Source organism: Clostridium pasteurianum, from assembly GCF_001705235.1.
GTDB classification, from domain to species: Bacteria; Bacillota; Clostridia; order Clostridiales; family Clostridiaceae; genus Clostridium_S; species Clostridium_S pasteurianum_A.
In genome coordinates this window covers 3,789,628-3,814,129 of the sequence record NZ_MCGV01000001.1, presented here as the reverse complement: position 1 = coordinate 3,814,129, position 24,502 = coordinate 3,789,628, and the positions used below count along the sequence as shown (strand labels likewise).

Annotated in this window: 21 protein-coding genes and 1 other annotated feature; of the genes, 11 read left to right on the top strand and 10 right to left on the bottom strand. The window is 29.8% G+C overall.

Translation table 11 applies throughout. The annotated features are described in order from the left end of the window. Positions 1 to 11 precede the first annotated feature (11 nt). Together BEE63_RS21775 and BEE63_RS17030 are read left to right on the top strand one after the other, a co-directional pair. On the top strand, positions 12 to 182 hold the full coding sequence (locus BEE63_RS21775; protein ID WP_157797117.1) for a hypothetical protein: 171 nt from the start codon (positions 12 to 14) through the stop codon (positions 180 to 182). Positions 183 to 498: 316 nt separating this feature from the next. Next, a complete protein-coding gene (locus tag BEE63_RS17030; RefSeq protein ID WP_066022521.1) occupies positions 499 to 1,026 on the top strand; it encodes a DUF4364 family protein in 528 nt (175 codons plus the stop codon). On the opposite strand, the gene BEE63_RS17025 is transcribed toward BEE63_RS17030, so the two are convergent. Further along, the gene (locus BEE63_RS17025; RefSeq protein WP_242874830.1) at positions 1,023 to 1,889 is read right to left on the bottom strand and encodes a YncE family protein; all 867 of its coding nucleotides are present in this window, start codon (positions 1,887 to 1,889) and stop codon (positions 1,023 to 1,025) included. The two genes, BEE63_RS17030 and BEE63_RS17025, sit on opposite strands and share 4 nt — an antisense overlap. A gap of 212 nt (positions 1,890 to 2,101) precedes the next feature. Here BEE63_RS17025 and BEE63_RS17020 point away from each other — a divergent pair, with 212 nt between their 5' ends. Next, positions 2,102 to 2,341 carry a TIGR03905 family TSCPD domain-containing protein gene (locus BEE63_RS17020; protein WP_066022519.1) on the top strand — a complete coding sequence of 80 codons (240 nt, stop codon included), beginning with the start codon at positions 2,102 to 2,104 and terminating at the stop codon, positions 2,339 to 2,341. Between the two features lie 56 nt (positions 2,342 to 2,397). On the opposite strand, the gene BEE63_RS17015 is transcribed toward BEE63_RS17020, so the two are convergent. Together BEE63_RS17015 and argB are read right to left on the bottom strand one after the other, a co-directional pair. After that, positions 2,398 to 3,561, bottom strand: coding sequence for an aspartate aminotransferase family protein (locus BEE63_RS17015; RefSeq protein ID WP_066022518.1), 1,164 nt, complete (start codon positions 3,559 to 3,561; stop codon positions 2,398 to 2,400). Beyond that, positions 3,543 to 4,430, bottom strand: a complete 888-nt coding sequence (argB, locus tag BEE63_RS17010; RefSeq protein WP_066022517.1) for an acetylglutamate kinase — start codon at positions 4,428 to 4,430, stop codon at positions 3,543 to 3,545. Before argB ends, BEE63_RS17015 begins: the two co-directional genes overlap by 19 nt. 238 nt (positions 4,431 to 4,668) lie before the next feature. On the opposite strand from argB, the gene argC reads away from it, so the two are divergent. Both argC and argJ read left to right on the top strand, forming a co-directional pair. Then, positions 4,669 to 5,706, top strand: coding sequence for an N-acetyl-gamma-glutamyl-phosphate reductase (gene argC, locus BEE63_RS17005; RefSeq protein ID WP_066022516.1), 1,038 nt, complete (start codon positions 4,669 to 4,671; stop codon positions 5,704 to 5,706). Positions 5,707 to 5,731: 25 nt separating this feature from the next. After that, a complete protein-coding gene (gene argJ, locus BEE63_RS17000) occupies positions 5,732 to 6,958 on the top strand; it encodes a bifunctional glutamate N-acetyltransferase/amino-acid acetyltransferase ArgJ (RefSeq protein ID WP_066022515.1) in 1,227 nt (408 codons plus the stop codon). Between the two features lie 531 nt (positions 6,959 to 7,489). Here argJ and BEE63_RS16995 read toward each other — a convergent pair. Continuing rightward, the gene (locus tag BEE63_RS16995) at positions 7,490 to 9,232 is read right to left on the bottom strand and encodes an ABC transporter ATP-binding protein (protein ID WP_066022514.1); all 1,743 of its coding nucleotides are present in this window, start codon (positions 9,230 to 9,232) and stop codon (positions 7,490 to 7,492) included. Beyond that, positions 9,233 to 10,963 carry an ABC transporter ATP-binding protein gene (locus BEE63_RS16990; protein ID WP_066022513.1) on the bottom strand — a complete coding sequence of 577 codons (1,731 nt, stop codon included), beginning with the start codon at positions 10,961 to 10,963 and terminating at the stop codon, positions 9,233 to 9,235. It abuts the gene before it with no gap. Positions 10,964 to 11,102: 139 nt separating this feature from the next. On the opposite strand from BEE63_RS16990, the gene BEE63_RS16985 reads away from it, so the two are divergent. From BEE63_RS16985 to BEE63_RS16965, 5 genes are all read left to right on the top strand, one after another. Continuing rightward, positions 11,103 to 11,969 (top strand): LysR family transcriptional regulator, encoded by an 867-nt coding sequence (locus tag BEE63_RS16985; RefSeq protein ID WP_066022512.1) that lies wholly within the window; start codon positions 11,103 to 11,105, stop codon positions 11,967 to 11,969. A gap of 276 nt (positions 11,970 to 12,245) precedes the next feature. Continuing rightward, a complete protein-coding gene (locus BEE63_RS16980) occupies positions 12,246 to 14,153 on the top strand; it encodes an LTA synthase family protein (RefSeq protein ID WP_066022511.1) in 1,908 nt (635 codons plus the stop codon). 4 nt (positions 14,154 to 14,157) lie between these two features. Continuing rightward, a complete protein-coding gene (locus tag BEE63_RS16975) occupies positions 14,158 to 15,291 on the top strand; it encodes a YibE/F family protein (RefSeq protein ID WP_066022510.1) in 1,134 nt (377 codons plus the stop codon). 99 nt (positions 15,292 to 15,390) lie between these two features. Continuing rightward, complete coding sequence (locus BEE63_RS16970) at positions 15,391 to 15,741, top strand: four-helix bundle copper-binding protein (protein ID WP_066022509.1); 351 nt, start codon at positions 15,391 to 15,393, stop codon at positions 15,739 to 15,741. A 219-nt stretch (positions 15,742 to 15,960) separates the two neighbouring features. After that, positions 15,961 to 16,521 (top strand): phosphatase PAP2 family protein, encoded by a 561-nt coding sequence (locus BEE63_RS16965; protein WP_066022508.1) that lies wholly within the window; start codon positions 15,961 to 15,963, stop codon positions 16,519 to 16,521. Positions 16,522 to 16,857: 336 nt separating this feature from the next. Here BEE63_RS16965 and BEE63_RS16960 read toward each other — a convergent pair whose 3' ends face one another. From BEE63_RS16960 to BEE63_RS16940, 5 genes are all read right to left on the bottom strand, one after another. Then, on the bottom strand, positions 16,858 to 17,718 hold the full coding sequence (locus BEE63_RS16960; protein ID WP_431732480.1) for a polysaccharide deacetylase family protein: 861 nt from the start codon (positions 17,716 to 17,718) through the stop codon (positions 16,858 to 16,860). Between the two features lie 92 nt (positions 17,719 to 17,810). Then, the gene (locus tag BEE63_RS16955) at positions 17,811 to 18,518 is read right to left on the bottom strand and encodes a hypothetical protein (RefSeq protein ID WP_066022506.1); all 708 of its coding nucleotides are present in this window, start codon (positions 18,516 to 18,518) and stop codon (positions 17,811 to 17,813) included. Between the two features lie 31 nt (positions 18,519 to 18,549). Next, the gene (locus tag BEE63_RS16950) at positions 18,550 to 19,848 is read right to left on the bottom strand and encodes a bifunctional folylpolyglutamate synthase/dihydrofolate synthase (RefSeq protein WP_066022505.1); all 1,299 of its coding nucleotides are present in this window, start codon (positions 19,846 to 19,848) and stop codon (positions 18,550 to 18,552) included. A gap of 303 nt (positions 19,849 to 20,151) precedes the next feature. Then, the gene (locus tag BEE63_RS16945) at positions 20,152 to 22,797 is read right to left on the bottom strand and encodes a valine--tRNA ligase (RefSeq protein ID WP_066022504.1); all 2,646 of its coding nucleotides are present in this window, start codon (positions 22,795 to 22,797) and stop codon (positions 20,152 to 20,154) included. A gap of 51 nt (positions 22,798 to 22,848) precedes the next feature. Next, positions 22,849 to 23,065, bottom strand: a binding site (T-box leader). Between the two features lie 119 nt (positions 23,066 to 23,184). Then, the gene (locus tag BEE63_RS16940) at positions 23,185 to 23,523 is read right to left on the bottom strand and encodes a cupin domain-containing protein (RefSeq protein WP_066023270.1); all 339 of its coding nucleotides are present in this window, start codon (positions 23,521 to 23,523) and stop codon (positions 23,185 to 23,187) included. Between the two features lie 345 nt (positions 23,524 to 23,868). Between BEE63_RS16940 and BEE63_RS16935 the strand changes: the two genes are divergently transcribed. Continuing rightward, positions 23,869 to 24,408, top strand: coding sequence for a serine/threonine protein kinase (locus tag BEE63_RS16935; protein WP_066022503.1), 540 nt, complete (start codon positions 23,869 to 23,871; stop codon positions 24,406 to 24,408). The last annotated feature ends 94 nt before the right edge of the window (positions 24,409 to 24,502 follow it).

Genomic DNA, 24,502 nt, shown 5'->3' with positions numbered 1-24,502 from the left:
GAAGTTGTACTATGACAGTTCGGTTTGAAAGAGCGACATTGGATGATGTTGAAGAATTAATTAGTATAAGAAATCAATGTTTCTACTCAGATTATATTAAATATGGTGAATGTCCAGGATATAATATATCAAAAGAAACTATGATAAAAAAAAAATTTCAAACAATATATCGTATAAAATAATCTGTGATAATAAAACGGTAGGTAATATTAAGGTAGTATTATTTGAGAAGAAAATTCATCTCAAACAATAGTTTGATTTGGATAGAAAATAGTACATAGTATTAATATATTTAGTATTATAGTTGGACAATCCACCTATAGTTTTTTTAGGCTGTATTTCAACATCATATTAAAACATAGTCTTAACTTAAAACATATAATAACTATTTATTTTAAAAAAGCACCTATTAAAAGGTGCTTTTATGATATAATATTATTAATGATAGTTATTTCAACTAATTATCATTTTTCATAATATGCTCAAGGAGGAAAAAAGATGTTTGAAGACACTTTAGAATTAGCTGAAAACAAACTTCTTTTGCTTTATATATTACATAAATTAAAATTTCCTATTTCCAGAAATCAATTTACCGAAATAATTCTTGAAAATAATTTTATGAATTATTTTATACTTCAACAATATATAACTGAACTTATATCTTGTGATTTTGTTAAAATAACCAAAAAAGAAGATAAGCATAGACTTTCAATTACAAATAAAGGTTCAAAAGTTTTAACCTTATTTATAAATAGACTTGGCGCAGATAAAAAAGATTTAATTGATAAATATATAGAATCAAATCTACATAATATAAAAAATGCAATAAGTGTTACGGCCGATTATACTATCGCAGATAAAAACAGCTTTATTGTTGACTTAAAAGCCATGGAAAACGAAATAACTCTAATAGATATAAAGTTGAATGTAGTTTCAAACAAACAGGCTAGAGAGTTGTGCAGTAAATGGAAATCATCATCTTCTGAATTATATAATAAAATAATTAATCTTCTCACTAAGGATTAGATAAAAATAATACCTGTAGGCTCATTTCCTATTGGTATTATTTTTGTTTTATCTAGTTTCATGTCAATACATATAAGACTGTTATTATAGCTGTCATCTACATATAATATTTCATTTCTCTTTAATATCCCCCTTGGCATACCACCTATATATATTTTTTTTGATTCTTTTATTCTATCTAGTCGCACTATACTTATACTTCCTTCACCAAGATTCGAAACAAAGCATACTCCATTTTCATAAAAAACATCTACAGGCCACTTACCAACTTTAATACTAAGCCTTTTTTCTGTATTATTTAAAGGTATTATACTTAAAGTTCCATTTGAATCAGTGCCCATATTACTTTCACAAACTATTATTTTCTTACCATCTTCTGTAAACAATGCCTTTGTAGGATACTCTCCAACTTTTACTCTTTTTACATAACCATAATCATCATCTTTAAAAATTGTAATTGTAGAGTCCTCCATATCTGCTGTTACAAACGTATTATTTTTCACATTAAAATCTATGCTATGCGGCATGCACCCACAAGGAATTATTTCCTCTACACTCTCATTTTTAATATTATACTTTACAATACTATTTGAATCACCACATACAACATATGCTCTTTCATTGAAAACTTTAAGGTCATTGCAGTGCATACCTATAAAAAGGCTTTTATAGATCTCTCTCCTCTCAAAATTTATAATTGAAATGGTATTACTAAACATATTAGCAGTTATTATGTTATCCTTATATCTGCAAATACCATGAGGTCCAATTCTGTCCATTTGAATCCTTAAGTTAATTCTTGAGCACTCACTTAAGCTATTCAAATCTATAACAGATACATCATCTGAACCAGAATTACACACACAAATAGAGCTCACAATTTTGCCACTTCCTTCCACAATAATTATAATATGAACTTGACTTAAGTATTGCTATAACAATCTTGACATAAACATAGTTTTTAATGTATATTTTTTATAAAGATCTAAGATCTCTTATTTCAAATATACATAAAGTTATTAACTTTAGTTTTTATAGCTAAAAAATTTATACTTATGGAAAGGATGATTAACTAATGCACATTTATAAAACAAAAGGAGTTTGTTCTAGAGAAATTCACTTTGATATTAAAGATAATAAAGTAATTAACGTATCCTTTGTAGGAGGATGTAATGGCAATGGTCAAGGAATAGGAAAACTAGTAGAGGGAATGCCTGTTGACGATGTTATTAAACGCCTTCGCGGTATAAACTGTAACGGAAAAGGAACTTCCTGTCCAGATCAACTTTCAAAGGCTCTTGAAGAAATTAAATAATTAAAAAATGTGTGGCTTCACTTAAATGAAACCACACATATACACTCAATGTTCTATTATGATAAACTTTTCTCGAATATGCTAACTGCCTTATCTATCTCCTCAAAGCTTACATTAAGAGGTGGTAAAAATCTAATAACATCTTTTCCTGCTGTAATTAAAAGAAGTTTATTTTCAAAACATTTATTTATTACATCTTTTACATTACAGTTTACACTTACACCAATTAAAAGTCCCATTCCCCTAACATCGTCTATAACTTTATATTTTTTCTTCAAATCATTTAGTTTATCAAATAAATATTTACTCTTCTCATTTACATTTACTTCAACAACTTTATTATTTATTAATTCATTTAATACTGCAAGCGCAACTGAACATGCCAAGGGATTTCCTCCGTATGTATTTCCATGATCTCCTGGCACAAATGCAGATGCAACATTTTCTTTTGCAAGCATAGCTCCTATTGGGAATCCACCACCAAGTGCCTTAGCTATACATACTATATCAGGAACCACGCCGAATTTTTGATATGCAAAAAGACTTCCCGTTCTTCCCATTCCACACTGTACTTCATCAAAAATTAAAAGTGCACCATTCTCATTACATAATTTTCTAAGAAGCTGTAAATATTCCTTATTTGCTGGGACTATTCCGCCTTCACCTTGAATTGGTTCTATTATAACCGCACAAGTTTTGCTACTTATTTTCTCTTTTATATCATTTTCATCATTAAAATTGACAGATTTAACGCCTCCAATTAAAGGCCTAAAACTCTCCTGATATTTAGGCTGACCTGTAACTGAAAGTGAACCCATAGTTCTGCCGTGAAAAGAATTATTCATATATATAATTTCTTTTTTATCCTGCCCACCGTGAATACTACCATATTTTCTTGCAAGTTTAAGTCCTGCTTCAATTGCCTCTGTACCACTATTGCACATAAAAACTTTATCAAAATCACTGTGAGTACATAAAACTTCCGTTAATTCCATAGCACTTTCATTCCAGTAATAATTAGATACATGCATAAGTTTACTGCTCTGTTCCTTAATTGCATTGACTATTGATGGGTGGCAATGTCCTAAGCAGTTTACAGCAACTCCAGATACAAAGTCTGTATATTCATTTCCCTTATCATCATATAACTTAGTTCCCTTACCCTTTACAAATGTAACATCGAATCTTCCATAAGTATTCATTAAATAGCTTTTTGACATTTTGTATCACTCCCATAAGAAATTATTGTACCGTTATAATTTAAAATATCATTTAAAAGGCAATGATTGTTTCTTCCATCTATAAGATGAACCTTTTTAGTACCATTTTCTATAGCACTAGCACAGCACTGCATTTTAGGTATCATTCCACCTTTTATGATTTCTTCCTTTATATAATAATTAACATCCTTAACATCCATTTCATGAATTATACTGCCTGGATTATCTATATCCTTATATACACCCTCTACATCTGTAAGTATTATAAGTTTTTCAGCATCAAGAGCAGAACTTATAAATGCAGCAGCATAATCAGCATTTATATTATAAATCTTTCCCTCTTCATCACAACCTATAGGCGATATAATAGGAACCTGTCCATTTGATAAAAGTTTTTTTATAAATTCAGAATTTATACCTGTTACTTTTCCTACATATCCTATATCTATTTTTTCATTATTTTTATATACATATTTCTTACATGCTTCAATTAATTTATTATCAACACCGCTTAAACCAACGGCCTTAACTCCATCTAAATTTAATTCAAGGGATAATCTTTTATTTACTTTCCCTGAAAGAACCATTTGAACTATTTCTATCACTCTTTCATCTGTAACTCTAAGTCCATCAACAAATTTGCTTTCTATTCCGGAAAGTTCAAGCCATCTTGAAATCTCAGGTCCACCACCATGAACTATAACTATATTAATTCCAAGTTGTCTAAGACCTTTAACATCTTTTATAAATGCCTCTTCAGCTTTTTTATTTTTCATAATGCTTCCACCATATTTTATAACAAATGTTTTTCCTTTATATTTGCTAAACATTGACAAAGCATCTTTAAATGTACTTTGAGTTTTTTTCATTCCGAACACCAACCTTAATTTTATTGACATGTATAATTATACACACATTTTTATTATTATTCAAGTTTTTTGTTTAATTTATACTTTAAAATATTGTTAAGTAAGTTATGATTCTATTTAATTAATTCATATTATTTACATATTATAATGTTAAGAAGTTTTTTAATAAATCTTATTGAATATTTATGCTTTTTTATGTATAATTAATATTAAAAAAATAAAATTGGAGTGATTCACAATGATAAATGTTGGCATAGTAGGTGCTACAGGCTACGCAGGAGAGGTTTTAACATGGTTACTAAATAATCACCCAAATGTAAATTTAGTTTTTTTAGCTTCTCACAGCTACGGTAATACAGCATTTAGTTCTACCTATTGCAATTTTAAAAATATAATTGAAAATTTATGCATAGATGACAGCGAAGTAGAAAATAATTTAAATAAAATTGATATACTTTTTACAGCTCTGCCTTCAGGTAAAACTTTTTCTATTGTACAAAAAGCAGTAAAGGCTGGAGTTAAAGTTATAGATCTTGGAGCTGATTACAGATTAAAATCTGCTGAAACCTATGAAACATGGTATCATATTAAGCATGAATGTAAAGAGCTTCTAAAAAACTCAGTATATGGGCTTCCCGAAATTTGCAAAGACAAAATAAAAACTGCAAATTTAGTTGCAAATCCAGGGTGCTACCCAACTGCATCTTCACTTGCACTTATTCCCCTTCTTCATCATAAGCTCATTGAGCCAAACTCTATAATAATAGATGCAAAATCAGGTGTATCTGGTGCAGGGAGAAAAGCCTCAACAAATAATTTATTCATTGAGTGCAATGATAGTGTAAAAGCATACGGCGTTGCAGGTCACAGGCACACTCCTGAAATAGAACAAACTTTAAGTAGTGTAGCAAAAGAAAATATAACCCTTACATTCACACCTCACCTTATACCAATGAGTAGAGGAATATTATCTGTATGTTACAGCAACTTAAAAGAAACTTTAGCTCTCAATAAAGTATATGATATATACAAAGAATTTTACACTAATAATCATTTTATTAGAATAATTGATGATTTGCCTGAAACAAGATGGGTTAAAGGATCAAATTATTGTGATATTGCTATAAGAATAGATAAAAGAACAAATAGAATAATAGTTCTATCTGCCATTGATAATTTAATGAAAGGTGCTGCTAGCCAGGCAGTTCAAAATATGAATATAATGTATAACTTAGATGAAAAAACAGGAATAGATTTAACTCCTATGTTTCCTTAATATTAATGTGAAAGAAGGTTTATTTATGAACTCTATAAAAGTATTAGAAAATAAAAGTATTGCTGATGTACCTTATTTTAAAGCAATGGGTGCTTCCTGTGGTTTAAAAGGCGGAGATAAAAATGATTTATGTGTAGTTTACAGCGAAAAGCCATGTATAGCAGCCGGAACATTTACAACAAACAAAGTAAAAGCAGCTCCCGTACTTTTAAATATGGAGCATATAAAATCAGAAAATGTATATGCAATAACAGCAAACAGCGGAAATGCAAATGCATGTACAGGTGATGACGGATACAAAAAAGCATACATGATGGCAGAAGTAGCAGCAAAATACCTTAACATAAATCCAGAAGAAGTATTAGTTGCTTCAACAGGTGTTATAGGTGTTCCTCTTCCAATTGATAATGTAGTTTCAGGAATAAAAAAAGTATTTTCATTATTTCCAAATAGCAGCGGAGAAGAAGCTATAAAAGGAATAATGACGACAGATACTATACAAAAAAAGATATGCATTGAATTCACTCTTGATGATAAAAAAGTTACAATTGGAGCTATTGCAAAAGGTTCTGGAATGATTCATCCTAATATGGCAACAATGTTGAGCTTTGTAGGTACTGATGCAAACATATCAAAAGAAATGCTGAATAAAGCACTAAAGGAAAGCGTTAAGGATTCCTACAATATGATTTCTGTTGACAGAGATACCAGCACTAATGACATGGTTTTAGTTCTTGCAAATGGGACTGCAAATAATAAGCTTATAGACACCGAATGCTCTGACTATGAGACATTCAAAAAAGCACTTCACTATGTAAATGTTGAAATATCAAAAATGATTGCAAAAGATGGTGAGGGCGCCACAAAATTAATTGAATCCAAAGTATTTGGAGCATGCTCTTTAAAAAATGCAAGGATAGCAGCAAAATCAATTATAACTTCAAGCTTAGTAAAAGCAGCTATATTTGGCAGCGATGCAAACTGGGGCAGAATAATATGTGCACTTGGTTACAGCGGTGCAGACTTAGATCCCTACAAAATAGATATTTACTTTTCTAATGCAGATAAAAAAATTCAAACCTGCTCAAAGGGAGTATCCTTGGCTTTTGATGAAAACACTGCGAAAGAAATTTTAGATGGTGAAAAAGTCAATATAGAAGTAAATTTAAATGATGGTGATTTTAGTGCCACCGCCTGGGGCTGTGATTTAACCTACGATTATGTAAAAATTAACGGCAGCTACAGATCATAAGTGTGAAAGTGAATTAATATTGATTTGTAACATTAAAAAAGCTCTATAAATCTAAGGAAAAAAAATCATAAAATCCTAAGAGTTTTAATAACTCGCAAAGCTCAAACAAATTAAAACTCTAAGGATTTTATGATTTTTTTACCAAGATTTATTAGAGTTTTTTTAAATCGTTACTTCATCAATGTTAATTCACTTTTGGAGTAAAACAAGGAAAAAATTCCTCCGTACCTACGGAATTTTGAATATAATTAGCTAATTTACTTTGATATCTATATTATTTGATTTTTAAATGCATTACTGTTATTTTTCGTAGAGAATCGGAGAAAAATTTACCTTGCTTTTATCCTAAGCAAATTAATAATATTTTGAGAACAGTTTAAATAAAATTCAATAAGTCTTGTTTGAAATTATAAAAAGACTTAGAAATTTTAATTTGTTTGAGCTTCTTTTCAGCGAGTTATTAAGATTTCTTAGTATTTTTATAATTTGAAACTTAGACTTATGGGTTTTATTTAATGTTTCAAAATATTATTAATTCGCAGCATTCTTGAATTGGCTCTCATAAATTTCTCTGTACAAGCCATTATCTTGCAGAAGCTCATCATGATTTCCTCTTTCAACTATGTGACCATTCTGCATAACCAAAATTAAATCAGCATCACGTACAGTTGAAAGTCTGTGGGCAATGACAAAACTTGTGCGACCTTCCATCATTTTAAGGAATGCGCTTTGTATTTTTATTTCCGTTCTTGTATCAACACTGCTGGTTGCTTCATCTAGTATAAGCATTGGTGGGTTTATAAGCATTACTCTAGCTATAGTTAAAAGCTGTTTTTGACCTTCTGAAAGATTTCCTCCTGATTCTGTTATCTTTGTATCATAACCATCTGAAAGCCTTTTTATAAAACTGTGAAGATAAGCTTTCTTTGCTGCATCTTCAATCTCAGTGAGTGATGCATCTGGTTTTCCATAAGCTATGTTTTCCCTTATAGTTCCCTCAAAAAGCCATGTATCCTGAAGTACCATTCCAAATAAACTTCTAACATTATTTCTAGTCATATGATTTGTATCTTTACCATCTATAGTTATCTTTCCTCCATCTAAGTCATAGAACCTCATTAAAAGATTAACCATGGTAGTTTTGCCTGCACCCGTTGGTCCTACTATTGCTATAGTGCTTCCTCTTTTAATATCAACACTGAAGTCTTCAACAAGTGGATGCTTTTTATCGTAAGAAAAAGATACATTTTTGAATTCAACGTCTCCATGACAATTTTCAATAGTTTCAGCATTTTCATCATCTGCTTTTTCTGGTACTTCATCTAAAATTTGAAATACTCTTCTAGCTGATGCGAATGCAGCTTGAAGCTGCGTAGCTACGCCTGTTACATTGTTTATTGGCTGAGAAAACTGAGTTGAATAAGTCAAAAAGCTCGAAATTGTTCCAATACTTAAACCACTCATAACCGAAAGTAATCCACCTACGACACCTACTAATATAAACGTAACATTATTTACATATCTAGTTGAAGGGTTAGTAAGTGAAGAATATAACTGTGCAAGTTGTCCACATTTATAAAGTCTTGAGTTTATTTCTGAAAATTTATTTTCTGACCTTTTTTCATATCCAAACAATTTAACTACTTTTTCACTACCTATGATTTCTTCTATATATCCATTTAATTCTCCAACTGTATTCTGCTGTTCTTTAAACATCTTATTGGAATGTGTTGTAATAAAAGATGCTATAAAAAAGCAAAATGGTGTCATTAGTAATATTACGATTGTTAACTTTATGCTCAAACATAACATCAACACAATAGAACTTATTATAGTTACAACTGCTGGATAAAATTGAGTTATTCCCTGAAATAATCCATCAGAAATAGCATCCATATCATTTGTAAGTCTGCTCATAATATCACCATGTGGATTCCTATCAAAATATTTTAAAGGCAATGTACTAATTTTACTTAAAGCCTCATTTCTAAGATCCCTTACCGTATTATATGCCAAAATATTTGCAACAACAGTAAATAACCATGTAAAAAATGAACTTATTAAGTAAATCACAGCTAATATTAAAATTATCTTTAGCAGATTATTGAAATCCACTTTGCCTTTAGACACTATATTATTAATTCCCTTTCCAACTATAAGAGGCATAAATGCGATAAGCACATTACTTACTAGAGCAAATAGAAGTGATAAAAACATATATACTTTGTACTTACCTACATATCCTGCGAGCCTTGATAACGTACTCTTTTTCATCTACTCAGCCTCCTTTGAAAGTTGTGATTTGCAAATTTCTCTATAAACGCTGGATTCCTGAAGCAATTTTTCGTGGGTTCCTGTGCCAGCTATTTTTCCATCATCCATGACAATTATTAAATCAGCATCTTTTATTGTACTTATTCTTTGAGTCACCATAATAACCGTGGTATTACTTGAGTTCTCTTTTAATTTCTGTCTTAACGCAGCATCTGTGGCATAATCTAGTGCACTTAAGCTGTCATCCATTATGAGTATTTCCGGTTTCTTTACTACTGCCCTTGCTATAGTAAGTCTTTGCTTTTGTCCACCTGAAAAGTTTGCTCCTCCTTGAGAGATATTAGTATCATATTTTTTAGGAAGCTTTTCTATGAACTCCGCTGCCATACCAATTTCAGCCGCCCTCTTAATCTCTTCAGCTGAAGCATTTTCTCGTCCCCAGCTTATATTTTCACGTATGCTCCCTGAAAATAAAACTGCCTTTTGAGGTACAACTCCAATTTTCTCATCAAGAATATTCTTGGGATATTTTTCTACGTCTAATCCACTTATAAGAATTTTTCCTTTAGTTACATCATATAATCTTGGAATTAAATTAATAAGAGTAGTTTTTCCAGCTCCTGTTCCACCAATTATACCAACTGTTTGTCCCCTTTTTATTTCAAAGGAAATATCTTCTATAGCATATTCTTTAGAATCTTTATACGCAAATGATACATTATCAAATTTAATAAGTGAATCTGAATCCTTTTTATCTTCAAAATCTTTTTCATCTACATATTTAATGCTTGGCTCAGTATCAAATACTTCCTGCACACGTGATGCACTGGCTGCAGCCTTTGTAAATATTACTATAAGATTAGCAACAATGATAAGTGCTGATAAAACAAGATTGATATAATTTATATATGCTATTATTTTTCCTCTTGTGATGGCTCCCCCATTTACTCTAATTGCTCCAAACCATAAAAGTGCTAAAATAGCAAAATTCATTATTACACTTGTAAGTGGATTCATAAGTGCTGAAATTTTTCCAACTCTAATTGCAGTATTTGCAAGATCATCATTGGCATTTTTAAATCTTGTCTTTTCATTTTCCATCATGGAAAAAGCCCTTATTACTCTTATACCAGATAAATTTTCTCTTAAAATAAGTGCTAAATTATCAAGTTTCTTCTGAACCAATTTGTACATTGGCAAAGACTTACTCATTATAAGATATATAACAAAAGCAAATACTGGAATAGATAAATACATTATAGACGAAAGTTTTAAATCTAAAAACATAGCCATTACAATTCCACCTACACATAAAAAAGGAACCCTTATAGCAAGTCTTATGAACATTGCAAGCGCAAGTTGAAGTTGATTTACATCATTGGTTACACGATTTATAAGCGATGGAGTACCAAAATCATCAATTTCATTATATGAAAAAGTTCCTATTTTCTTAAACAACTCATTTCTTAAAATTGTACCAAATCCTTGAGAAGCAATTGATGCAAAATACTGACAGGTAAAAGATGCTACAACTCCTAAAGTAGCCATTAAAAGCATTATTAACCCTATCTCAATTATATAATGTGTATTCCTTATACTTATACCCTTATCTGTTATAAGTACCATTATTGTCGGTATAGATATCTCAAATATTGCTTCCATTAATTTAAAAATCGGGCCTAATATAACTTGCTTTTTATACGGTTTTATAAATTTAAATATTTCAAACAATTCCTAACCTCCTTAAATATAAACTTTATCTTGAACATTTCTTAAAATTCCTTTATTATTATATCAAACATAAATATATATTAAAAATACATAATACATATTAGTTATATATATTTTTTATATGGGATGCTATAATATTTTGGATATTAAACAATTAAGATATTTTTACACAATTGCTGAGGAAGGCAAAATAACAACTGCCGCAAAAAAACTTCATATTGCACAACCCCCCCTAAGCTATCAGCTAAAAAACTTAGAGACCGAATTAGGCGTTAAACTGGTAGATAGAGGCAGCCGCAGCATTAGGTTAACTGATGCAGGTCTAATGCTTTATAACAGAGCTAAACAAATATTGAATTTAACTCAAACAACCATAGATGAAATAAATGATTTTAAAGAAGGGACACATGGCACTTTATCCCTAGGAACTGTATCCACTTCAGGCGCATCCCTTGTAAACAATATACTTACAAAATTTCATAACAAATATCCTTATGTAAATTTTGAAATTCATGAGGGCAACACTTATGAATTGTTAGAGATACTTAATAGAGGAATAATAGAAGCTGCCATTGTTAGGACCCCATTTAACACATACGGTTTAAACTCAATTTACCTACCTTATGAACCTATGGTGGCTGCAATGACTGAAGCTCTTAATTACAGCGATAGTAATACTACAGATATAAAAGATTTAGCTAATAAGCCCCTAATATTTTACCGAAGATTTGAAAAATTAATATATGAAGCTTGTGAAAACTCTGGCTTTCATCCAAAGGTTTTCTGTAAAAATGATGATGCAAGAACTACACTGTTATGGGCCAATGCAGGACTTGGAATAGCCATTGTTCCAAAATCATCCGTTGGGCTTATAGGCAGCTCTAATTTAATATGTAAAGAAATAAATGATGCTTCGCTATCAACTAAACTCGCAGCTATATGGCCTAAAAATAGTTATATATCATCAACTGCTAAAAATTTCTTTGAAATGTTCAAGCTTTCTTAATCTTGCGTTTATCACTTGTTAATCATTTTAGCACATAATGTATATATATACTTTATATATACATTTTTTATATATAACATATATTTTTTTAATATTTTATATATATATTATGTATTGCTATAATGATATAAGTAAATATTGCAAAACCTTGAGTTAACGTTATTACCGGTAAAAACAGTTTAACCCAAGTTAATTTTCCCTATTTAAATTTATATTATATAGTGAAGTAAACTCATGGTAAAAGATTTACTTGATTATAGTAATGGAGGCAATGCAATGAATGATAAGCTAATTAATTTACAAAACATTTTCAAAAAATTTTGGACTAGGAATGCATATATTATATATACAATTATAATTGTCACAATTAAAGTTCTTAATTATGAGAAATTAATATCTCCTACTTTCTTTAGTGAAAAATTTATATTTCCAGCGGTCTTTTCATCAATAATAATAATTTGTAGTTTTTCAATGCTATTTAAAAGTAAAGGAAGATTTAGATTTCTTTACTTTTTTAATTTAATAGTTAGTATACTTCTTATAGCTGATTCAGCTTATTATAGGTACTTTAAGGATTGTATAACAATTTCAGTAATAAGAAACGGTGTACTTTTAGGCGGTGTATCTTCTAGTTTAAAGGATTTAATACATCTGTCAGATTTCCTTTATCTTAGTGATTGTATAATTCTAGTACCCCTAGCTAAAATTTTCAAACGTTATTTTGATAATACTGAAATCTGCAAGGTACGCTTTGCAAAATTTCTAATACTTCTAGTTATAGCTTTACCTATAAACATCTCTAAAATTAATAATTTAGCAATAGAGCAGCCTGGTTTACTATCTACAATGGTTAATAAAGTATATATAGCTAAAGTTATTGGTATTATTAATTTTCAGGTTTTAGATGCTTACAATGTTATTTCTACAAAAATAATGAATTTAAAATCTCTCCCAGCTGAAAAGCAGCAAAAAATAAAGGACTATTTGAAGAAAAAAGACACATATACTACTTCTAATTTTTCTGGAGCTGCAAAAGGTAAAAATTTAATTATGATCCAAGTAGAGGCTCTACAGCAATTCACAATCGGTCAAAAAATTAATGGACAAGAGATCACACCAAACTTAAACAGATGGATAGGAAAAAGCCTATATTTTAATAACTATTTTTATCAGGTATCTTCCGGTATGACATCCGATGCTGAATTTTTATCTAACAATTCTTTGTATCCCGCAAACTCCGGTGCAGCTTATTATATGTACTGCAATGATACCCTCGATTCTTTAGCTAAACAAATGAACGATAAAGGTTATTACTCGGCTGCTATTAATGGCTATAAAGCAGGATTTTGGAATAGAAACGTAATGTATAAAGCAGAAGATTTTGATGATTACTATTCTGAACATAATTATAATATTAATGAAACTGTAGGCCTTGGTTTAAGCGATAAGTCCTGGCTTAATCAAACACTTCCCATGATGCAGAAATTCAAGCAGCCATACTTTTCGTTTTTAATTACTTTAAGCAGCCATTATCCTTTTGATGATCAAAAAGGTTATGGAAATTTTGATGTAGGAAAATATAAAGGAACTCTCTTTGGAAATTATTTAAATGGAATACACTATACCGATGCACAACTTGGAATGTTTTTAGATAAACTTCAAAAACAAGGTATACTGGACAACTCTATAGTTGTCCTTTATGGTGATCATTATGCTATTCCTAAAAATGCAATAAACGACCTTTATGATTTTGAAAATATTAAAAAGCCAACAAATCTAGATTGGTATGAACTTCAAAAAGTACCTATGTTAATTCACTTTCCTAACGACGAAAACAAGGGAGTGAACTCTATGTACAGCAGTCAAATAGATCTTTACCCTACACTTGCAAATCTATTTGGTCTCAATAAAAAATATATGTTTGGTTCTGATTTACTAAATACACAAAATAATATGGTTACTTTTAGAAATGGTTCATTCACTGATGGAAAGCATTTTTATGTTTCCTTTGAAGATAATTATTATGATATAGATACTAAAAAGGTTATTTCTCCAACTACAAAGCTAAAAAATATGAAAGAAAATTCTTTAAACCAGCTAGAATATTCTGATGATATTTTAAACCATAATTTAATAAAAAGCTTCCTAAAACAAGATAGTAAAAAGAAACAAAAAGGTAGGTAGTAATATGAATAAGAAAAAAAAAGTAGTATTAATAATATCATTCCTACTTTTGTTAATACTATATGCTTCTTATGATTATATAATAAATAAACCAATAACAGGTAAAGTAATTAATATAAATTCAGGTAAAGTTAAAACTAAATCTAAAGCCAAAAAAAATTCAAGTAAACTAAATCAGCATCAATTAAGTGTTAAAATCACCTCTGGTGACCATAAAGGTGATATTGTTAAAGTAGACAACATTGTAAATGATAAAACATTCGATGAGTATATGGTTGAAAAAGGTTCAAATGTTCTTCTTAATATTGAAGAAAACGATAATGGAACTATAAAACGAGCCTATATATACGAAATTATAAGATATAAGTCTTTGTACATTTTAATATTTTCATTTATACTATTACTTGGCATTTTAGCCGGCGATAAAGGGTTAAAATCCATTTTAGCTCTTTTTGTAACTGGTTTTGTTATTTTAAAAGTATTAATACCACTTATAATTAAAGGATACAATCCAATATATGTATCCACTATATTGTGCATAGCTATAAGCACAATAAGTTTAATTGTAATAAGTGGGAAAAACAGAAAAACCCTAGCAGCAATTATTGGAACATGCAGTGGGCTGCTGATTGCTGCTTTAATTGCAATAACCTTTAGTTATAAATTAAAATTAACTGGCTTTACAGATGAACAGCTTCAAATGCTAGTATATATCTCCCAAGATAAAAACTTTAATTTTAGGGGACTATTATTCAGTGGAATACTAATGGGAGCTTTAGGTGCTGTAATGGATATTAGTATGTCTATAGCTTCTTCTGTAAGTGAAATAAAAGAAAAAAAGCCAGATATCAGTACATCTGAATTAATAAAATCTGCAATGAAAATAGGACAAGATATAATGGGAACTATGGCAAACACCCTAATACTTGCATATGTAGGTGGAAATTTATATAATTTAATTTTGATTCAGTCCTATAATCTTCCACTATATAGGACTTTAGATCAAGATATTGTTGCAGTAGAAATCTTAAATTCTCTAGCTGGCAGTTTGGGATTATTGTTTACTGTTCCCATAACTGCTGTAACAGCCGCTTTATTATTAAATCGAACAAAAAAACAATTAAGAATTGAAAATTAAGAATGGATGAAACTTATCCTTAATTTAAGTATAAAAACATTTAATTTAAACATAATAAATTTGTATTTAAATTAACTTAAATTAAAGGAGTGTTCTTAAATGGGTATTGCAACCATGGTAACAAGCAAATATCAAAAATGTATTGATGAATGTAATAGATGTACTCAAGCATGTTATGAATGTTTTGAGGCATGTATCAATGAACCCGACTTAAATGCAAGAAGAAGCTGCATAAAAAACCTTATTGAATGTGCAAGAATGTGTGAAATGTCATCAGGACTTATGTCTATGAATGGGCAGTTTGTAAAAGAACATTGCAACATGTGCGCTACAATTTGTGATACATGTGCAAAAGAGTGCTCTAGATTTAAAGATGAACACTGCCAAAAGTGCGCCGATGAATGCCGTACATGTGCCAATGAATGCAGAAAAATGGCTAGTATGCAGTAATTTAGAGTAAGCAGTTAGGATGTTTTTCATTATTACTCCTGACTGCTTTATTATATTGGTTACTTTCTACCACCAAAGTGGCATATACATTTATAATATACCTAATATACCCTTTTTATATTTTATACATATTCATTATACTGTTATAATTGATACATATCTAAATTATAATTACTACATTTAATTTTAGAGCAGAAAAAATTTAATGGAGGCTACCAAATGACAAAATTAAACTTAAGCTTATTTCATTTAATAAATAATCTAGCTTATAAAAATCAGTTATTAGATAAACTAATGATTTTCATATCAAAATATGTTATATACTTTTTCATGGCACTGCTTTTAGCAGAATTTATTCTTAGTATACTTGCAAAAAATAACTACATGAAAAAAATAACTATTTCATGTGCTTTTATAATTGCTTTGGACATGCTTCTTGTATTTATCATAGGTAAAATTCACTTTGTTAATAGACCCTTTGTATTTAATAAAGTAAATTTACTTTATCCGCATAAGCTCACTTCATCCTTCCCTAGTGACCATGCTATAGTTACTTTATGTATAGCACTTGGTATATTTAAAATTAATAAACCACTTGGGAGAGTACTTATTTTATTATCAATTATTGTTGGTTTTTCAAGAATATATGTAGGACATCATTATCCATTAGATGTTATTGCAGGCTTTATTTTAGCTGTACTATCTACTTCTTTCTTAAAGTTAATACCTAGGAACTTTAAGAAATCGCATAAAATTAAAGCGCATACAAAGAGTGTATAATTTTATAGAACTGTGGCATTAAATTAATAATTCGTAGTTTATATATATTGCGAACTAATGTTGATTTGCAACATTAAAAAGATTCTATAAATCTTATCATACATGGGATTTGGGTCAAGGACCCATTATCCTTCTATATAAAATACAGACTATTTTAATATTTACTAGTAACAATTCTAATTTATTAATATTAAAGATTACCTAAATGGGCACTCTCATAATATAGAGAGTGCCCATTTAAAGTAAAGAAGGATAATGGGCTAAAGCCCAAACCTCTTGTATGATAAGTCTTATGATTTTTATTTAATGTTTCAAAATACTATTACTTCTCAGTATTTATTGTAATTGTCCAAAGCTATAACCCTGTGATTTTAAATACTGTATTATCTGTGGTAAAGCTTGTACTGTTGTTGTCTTTGCTGCTGCATCATGCATTAATATAACAACAACCTTTTTCCCTTGTACAGTTGTCCTAACACGATCCATCAAGTAATCTACAGAAGAAAGAGGATGCTCTGCATCACCATCTAAAGCGTTCCAGTTTATAAATCTATATCCTGCATTTGTTACAGCCGCTTTAAAAGGAGGAATTCTTCTTCCAAAAGCTCCACCTGGAAACCTAACAAATTTAGGTATATATTTATCTCCAAGCACAGATTTAAGTACCGTATCACATCTATTTATATCATTTACAAATACATCCGGTGACTCCCTATAATTTAAAACATGACTATAAGTATGATTGGCAACTGTTTCTCCATTTGCCACCTCTAATTTAGCAAGATCCGGATATCTTTCTACATTTTTTCCTATTAAAAAAAACGTAGCTTTTATATTGTTCTGATTTAAAATATCTAGTATCTTTCTTGTATTAATAGAAGGGCCATCATCAAATGTCAAATATGCTACTTTATGTGGACTATCTTTTTTCGTAACCCACGGCTCAACTACTCCTGGAGCACAATTTTCTATATTAAAAACATCTGCACCACTTAGCTTATTATCTTTACTTTTGACTTTTTTAATCTTGCTTTTCTTAATAACCTTAGTACTATTATAAGCACTTACTTGGTTCTTTTTATTGTATTTTCTTTGAATAATACAAGCACTTACAATAGCAACAACAGCTACTAAGCAAACAGCTGCTCCTCTTTTTACTAATAATTTTTTCCTTTTGTTTTTATTCAATGTCTTCACCCCTAACTATAACTTATTACATTATATCAGAGTAAAAGCAATATTAAAAATACATATTACATATTACATTCATACATATTATATATAATTTACTATGCTGACTTTATCTGCAACACACTTAAAAGTTCTTCAAGCTCTCTATTTTTCTTATCAAGCTTAGATGTACAACAATTCACAAAATCGATAATAGAAAAATCACGCTGTTCTTCTTTACAATTATCAACTAAATTTACACTTTCAGAACTTGTATTCAAATATGTTTTAATCAAATTTAGTACCTTAGTTACTATAATTTCATTTGAGCATTCATTAATTTTTCCCCAATACAATAAGAGCATAGCCCTTATAAATTCATTTTCTTCATTGATATTCTCAATAAGATTAAACTTTCTGTTTTCCATACAAAGTCTATAAAGAAACATTATTTTTAATTCTTCTGAATACTCATTCCAGAATCTCACAACATCTTTTTCTTCAATATTGAGTAATATGTCACTTTTATCTTTTAGGTTAAGCTGACTACATATATCGCTATTTAAAAATTTATAAAAAAGTTCTATATCCTTTTCATCCTTTAAAAGTTTTACTCTAATACATTGATCCCTATTATTTTTATAATTTATTCCCTTTTCAAAAGTTACCGCTGTCCCTGCAGTAAGTTCTTTCAATTTACACTGAACATGTCCTTTATTAAAATATATATCTTCATTTTTGTCATTTGTTATAAAGCCAAAATCATTCATTCTTTTTTGCTTTACATTGTATCCACCAAACCATCTTATCAATCCTATTTCCCTCATATAAGTTGTCTCCTTTTCTAAAGGTTTTTTACTATTCACTTTTTATAATTCTAATCATATCTCCTATCATATATAGAGATCCACATATAAGAATCATATCTCCTTTTCTGTAATAAGAAGCAGCCTTTTCATAAGCTCTTTTATAATCCATTTCAGCTTCACATTTATTATTATAATTTTTAACTATATCACATAATGCCTCCGCATTTTCCGCTCTATCATTATGTGGTGATACAGTTATAACCTTAAACGCATCCTCAGCTATTATTTTCACCATTTTTTCTACTTCTTTATCTGCTAATATTCCTAGAATAAGTATTAATCTATTATATTTAAAATGAATTTTTATACTTTCCTTTAGCCTTGATATACCATCAATATTATGGGCCCCATCTAAAACAACAAGAGGTTCATTTTTTATAACTTGAATTCTTCCCTTCCACACCACTTTAGATAAGCCTTTTAATATATGCTTTTTCTGTATTAACACCCCTCGCTGCTGCAAATTCTGAATAGCCATAATAGCCGTAGCGGCATTAATAAGTTGATGCTTACCAAGAAGGGCTAATTTTATATCATACTGCTCCTTCAATGTGTCTATATGTACTCTTTGAAAATATTTATTATCTTCAACTAAATTTTCTATAAATTTGGCTTTGGCTTTTCCAACATCCGTTATTTCCGATTTTTTTTCCTTTGCAATTTCTATTATAACATCATGTGCTTCCTTTTTCTGCGGATATAGAATTAAAGGAATTCCTTCTTTAATAATTCCTGCCTTTTCATAAGCAATTTTCCCTAATGTATTTCCCAGCACATTCATATGATCATAACTTATTGAAGTTATAACTGTAAGAATAGGTTCTATTATATTTGTAGCATCAAATCTACCACCAAGACCAACTTCAATTACAGCATAATCAATTTTATTCATATAAAAATATAAAAATGCTGCTACCGTTATTATTTCAAATTCAGTAGGATTTTCTATTTCTTCATCTTTTATTTGATCTACTGCATTTTTAACCTTTTCAATTATAGTGCATAAATCTTCTTTAGGTATATTCCTATTATTTATCTGAATTCTTTCCTCGAAATCTTCTATATAAGGTGATGTATACATACCTACCTTATATCCAGCTTCTATAAGTACTTGACTTATCATAGCCACTGTAGACCCTTTTCCATTTGTACCTGCAACATGAATACACTTTATTTTTTTATGAGGATTCCCCAAAATTTCAAGAAGCCTTTCGACTCTCTCTAAACCAAGATTCACACCAAATTTTAAAGAACCATGTATATAATTAATAGCTTCTTTATAATTCAAAAAATCACCTCATATCTTATTATAGTTTTACTTACTAAATTGTAAAGGTCATAATCTTAATTCAATTTATTTAGACACATTTTATAAAAAAAATTAAGAATTAAAAATTAAGAATGATGGTAAGTTTTTCTCCATTTCATTACGAAAAATTTACAAAATTATAACTACTTCCATTTTCATTATTGGAAATGTTCTTTTATAAAATGTAGATTTTCTATAGCAAAGCGTCTGAAAATCCTCATTCATTCTTAATTCTTCATTCTTAATTTTTTTAATGTAGCAGCTTCTTGTAATTCACATACCCTATTTAAGTGCTGCTAATCTCTCCTCAACAGCTTCAAGCATTTTCTTATATTTTTCTCCCTTTAGCCTTTCACCTTCAACTACCTTTTCTGGTGCCTTAGCTGTAAAGCCTTTATTAGAAAGCTTTTTATTAACTCTGTCTATTTCACTGTGAAGTTTGTCTTTTTCTTTGTTTAATCTTTCTTTTTCTTTATCTACATCAATTAGATCAAGAAGCGGCATAAACAGTTCAGCAGACTTGGTTACACATGATACTGCATTTTCAGGTGCCTCATTCTTTGTCTTTAAGAAGCTTACTTCAGAAGCATATGCAAGTTTCTCAAAATAATTTTTACCAAGCTCAAAAGCTCGCTTATTTTCATCATCCGTAAATATCATTATTTTAGCTTTCTTAGAAGGTGGTACATTCATTTCAGCTCTTACATTTCTAATTGATTTTATAGCCTCAATAATATAATCCATTGCCTTTTCCGATTCATCATTCTTAAGTTTTTCATCATAGCAAGGCCATTTTGAAATAGCTATAGATTCATACTCTCCCCCTAAATGCTGATAGATCTCCTCTGTTATATATGGCATTACAGGGTGTAATAACTGAAGTCCTGTAGTTAGAACTTTATAAAGAACATTATATGAAGTTCCCTTTGCTTTTTCGTCATCTCCATACATTACAGGTTTTACAAGTTCAATATACCAATCACAGAACTCATTCCACATAAAGTCATAAACCTTTTGAGATGCTATTCCAAGCTCAAATTTATCTATGTTTTCTGTTATCTCCCCTACAAGAGAATTACACCTTGATAATATCCACTTGTCAGCAAGACTATAGTCCTTTGAATCTTTATATTTATCCATTACATCCTTATCAAGATTCATAAGTACAAATCTAGATGCATTCCACATTTTGTTGGCAAAATTTCTTGCTGCTTCTACCTTTTCTACTTTATATCTTATATCATTTCCTGGAGCATTACCTGTTATAAGCATAAATCTAAGTGCATCTGCTCCATATTCATCAATTACATCAAGTGGATCTACACCATTACCAAGAGATTTTGACATTTTCCTTCCTTCAGCATCTCTTACCAGTCCATGTATATAAACATGTTTAAATGGAGTTTCACCCATATTATAGATTCCTGAGAATACCATTCTTGCTACCCAAAAGAATATTATATCATATCCTGTAACAAGAGTATTTGTAGGATAAAAACACTTTAAATCTTCAGTTTTATCTGGCCAACCAAGTGTTGAAAAAGGCCAAAGTGCAGAACTAAACCATGTATCAAGAACATCTTTATCCTGCTCAAGATTTTTACTCTTACATTTTGAACATTCATGTGGAGTATCAACTGAAACAGTTATAGCATTACAATCTTTACAATACCATACTGGAATTCTATGTCCCCACCATAACTGTCTTGAAATACACCAATCTTGAATGTTTTCCATCCAGTTAAAATAAATTTTATCAAATCTTTCAGGAACAAATTTAGTATCACCATTTCTAACTGCTTTTATAGCTGGCTCTGCTAAGGATTTCATCTTAACATACCATTGTTTTGATATCATAGGTTCAATTATACTTCCACACCTATCATGTGTTCCAACATTATGGACATGCTCTTTTATTTTTACAAGATATCCTTCTTTTTTAAGATCCTCAACTATAACTTTTCTTGCTTCATATCTATCAAGTCCTGAATACTTTCCAAAGCCATCCCTTACTGTTCCATCATCATTTAACATAACAATTTCTTCAAGGTTATGTCTCTTACCTACTTCATAATCGTTTGGATCATGGGCAGGAGTTATCTTAACAGCACCTGTACCGAATTCCATATCAACATAATCATCTTGAACTACAGGTATTTTTCTGTTTACAAGCGGTAAAATAAGTGTTTTCCCCACAAACTTTTTATATCTTTCATCCTTTGGATTTACAGCAACAGCAGTATCACCAAGCATCGTTTCTGGTCTTGTGGTTGCTATTTCAAGAAAATCATCTGTGCCTTCTACTGGATATTTTATATGCCAGAAAAATCCTGCATCCTCTTTATACTCTATTTCAGCATCAGATAATGCGGTTTGACATTTAGGACACCAATTTGTAATCCTATTTCCCTGATATATTAGACCTTCATTATAAAGTTTTACAAATACTGTTCTTACAGCTTTATTAAGTCCTTCATCCATAGTAAATCTTTCTCTTGTAAAATCAGCCGAAACTCCAAGCTTTTTTTGCTGATTCTTTATTCTTTCTCTGTATTCCTTAGTCCAATCCCATACTTTTTCAAGGAATTTCTCTCTTCCCATTTCTTTTTTCTTTAGTCCTTTTTTTAGGAGCTCTTTTTCAACCTTTACTTCTGTAGCAATACTAGCATGATCCTGACCTGGTAGCCATAAAGTCTCAAATCCCTGCATTCTCTTGGTTCTTATCATGAAATCCTGAAGTGCACAATCAAGTGCATGACCTAAGTGAAGTTTTCCCGTTATATTAGGAGGTGGCATCATTATTGTATAAGTTTTTTTTCTATCATCAGCTTTTGGAGTAAAAAACCTTTTTTCCTCCCACCATTTATATATTCTATCTTCAAATTCTTTAGGATCATATGTTTTTGCCATTTCATTAAATTCTTTCATTAAAATCAATCCTTTCCTACTTTTGTGAAAACAAAAAAGCACAGCAATCCATCAAAGGACGACTGTGCGCGATACCACCTTTATTCCTGCTTTTAAAAAGCAGACTCTTTATACATAACGGTAAGAAACCGCTTCTACCTACTTAAAATTTCAATAGAAGAACTCAGAAGCTACCTTCAAAGCAATTAACATAGGAAAATCTTTCACCTTAAGTTTTCCCTCTCTACATGCAAATATTACTTTTACTCCTCTTCTTCAACGTTTAAATTTTATGCCACTTATTTTTATTATAATTAAATTTCAAATTATGTCAATATACCATAATTAAAATTTAATTAATAATCCACGGCATTTATGTAGAATTTCGATCTCAATCGTTATATTTTATTAACCTTTTACTACTATTAACATCATTTTAAATCTTTGAGTTGCTACTAAAGCATGTGGAACATTACTAGGCATAACTATAAAATTTCCTTCTTTAACAGCTGTAGACTTATTATCACCAACTGTGACAGCCGCCTCACCTTCTATTACATAAACTAATGCATCTCCTGATGCCGAATGTGAGCTTATTTCCTCACCCTTGTCAAATGAAAATAGAGTCATACTTACATTTTCTGTTTGCACTAATGTTTTGCTAACAACCTGTCCTTCAGCATAGTTCACATTATTTTTAAGTACTAGCTCCTTTGCAAACTCTACATTTTTAAAAAATTTTCCCATCATAACGTTTTCCTCCTTGTTTTTATTATTTACCGTTAGACTTTATAAATTCATTATATTTCTGTTGATTCTAATAGTATGTGATTCAAATGAAATTCTAATTAATATATACAATAAAATTTAAATATTAATCCATAGAATTTACTAATATCATATAAATAAACTGTAACAAATATTATTTTCTACTATAAGCTAATATTAAGAAGTATATTATCTAGATATATACAATGACTCAGTTATTTAAATTTCACAAGATTATTAGGGACATCGAAAATTTGCTATTTAAAATAGTAATTTACTAGTTAAATCTATATATTTGACATAAGATTAAAAGAAGGTGTAATAATGAAAAATAAAAGATCTAATACTATAATAAAATTAGAAAATTGTAGGTTTCTGGGAAAAGGTCACAGCGGAAGTGTGTATCTTATGCCGGATAATAGAGTTGTTAAAATATTTAAAAATCCAAGCTCCTGTAGTGAAGAGTATCATATATTAAAAAAGGTAAGGAATGGTCCGTATTTTCCTGAACCATATGAATTTCACAGCCACTATATGATAAGAGAATATATAGATGGTATAAATATAAATGATTACATTAAAAAAAACGGTGCCTCAGAAAAATTAATGCTTGAACTTATTTATCTTCTTGAATACATGAAAAATGCAGGATTTAAAAAAATAGATGTAAGATTTGTACATGTATTTGTTCAAAATAATAAAAATCTAAGAATAATTGATCCTAGGCATAGTTTTACAAAAAAAACAAGATTTCCATATCACCTGCTGCAAGATTTAAAATCTTTGAACTGCCTTGAATTGTTCTGGAAAGTTCTAAAATCCGAGAGACCAAATTTATACACAAAATGGTACCATACGAAATAATAGTGCTTTGGAACATTAAAAATTATCTAATACATGCACTCTCATAATATAGAGAGTGCATGTATTAGGTTAAGAAGGATAATGGGCAAAGCCC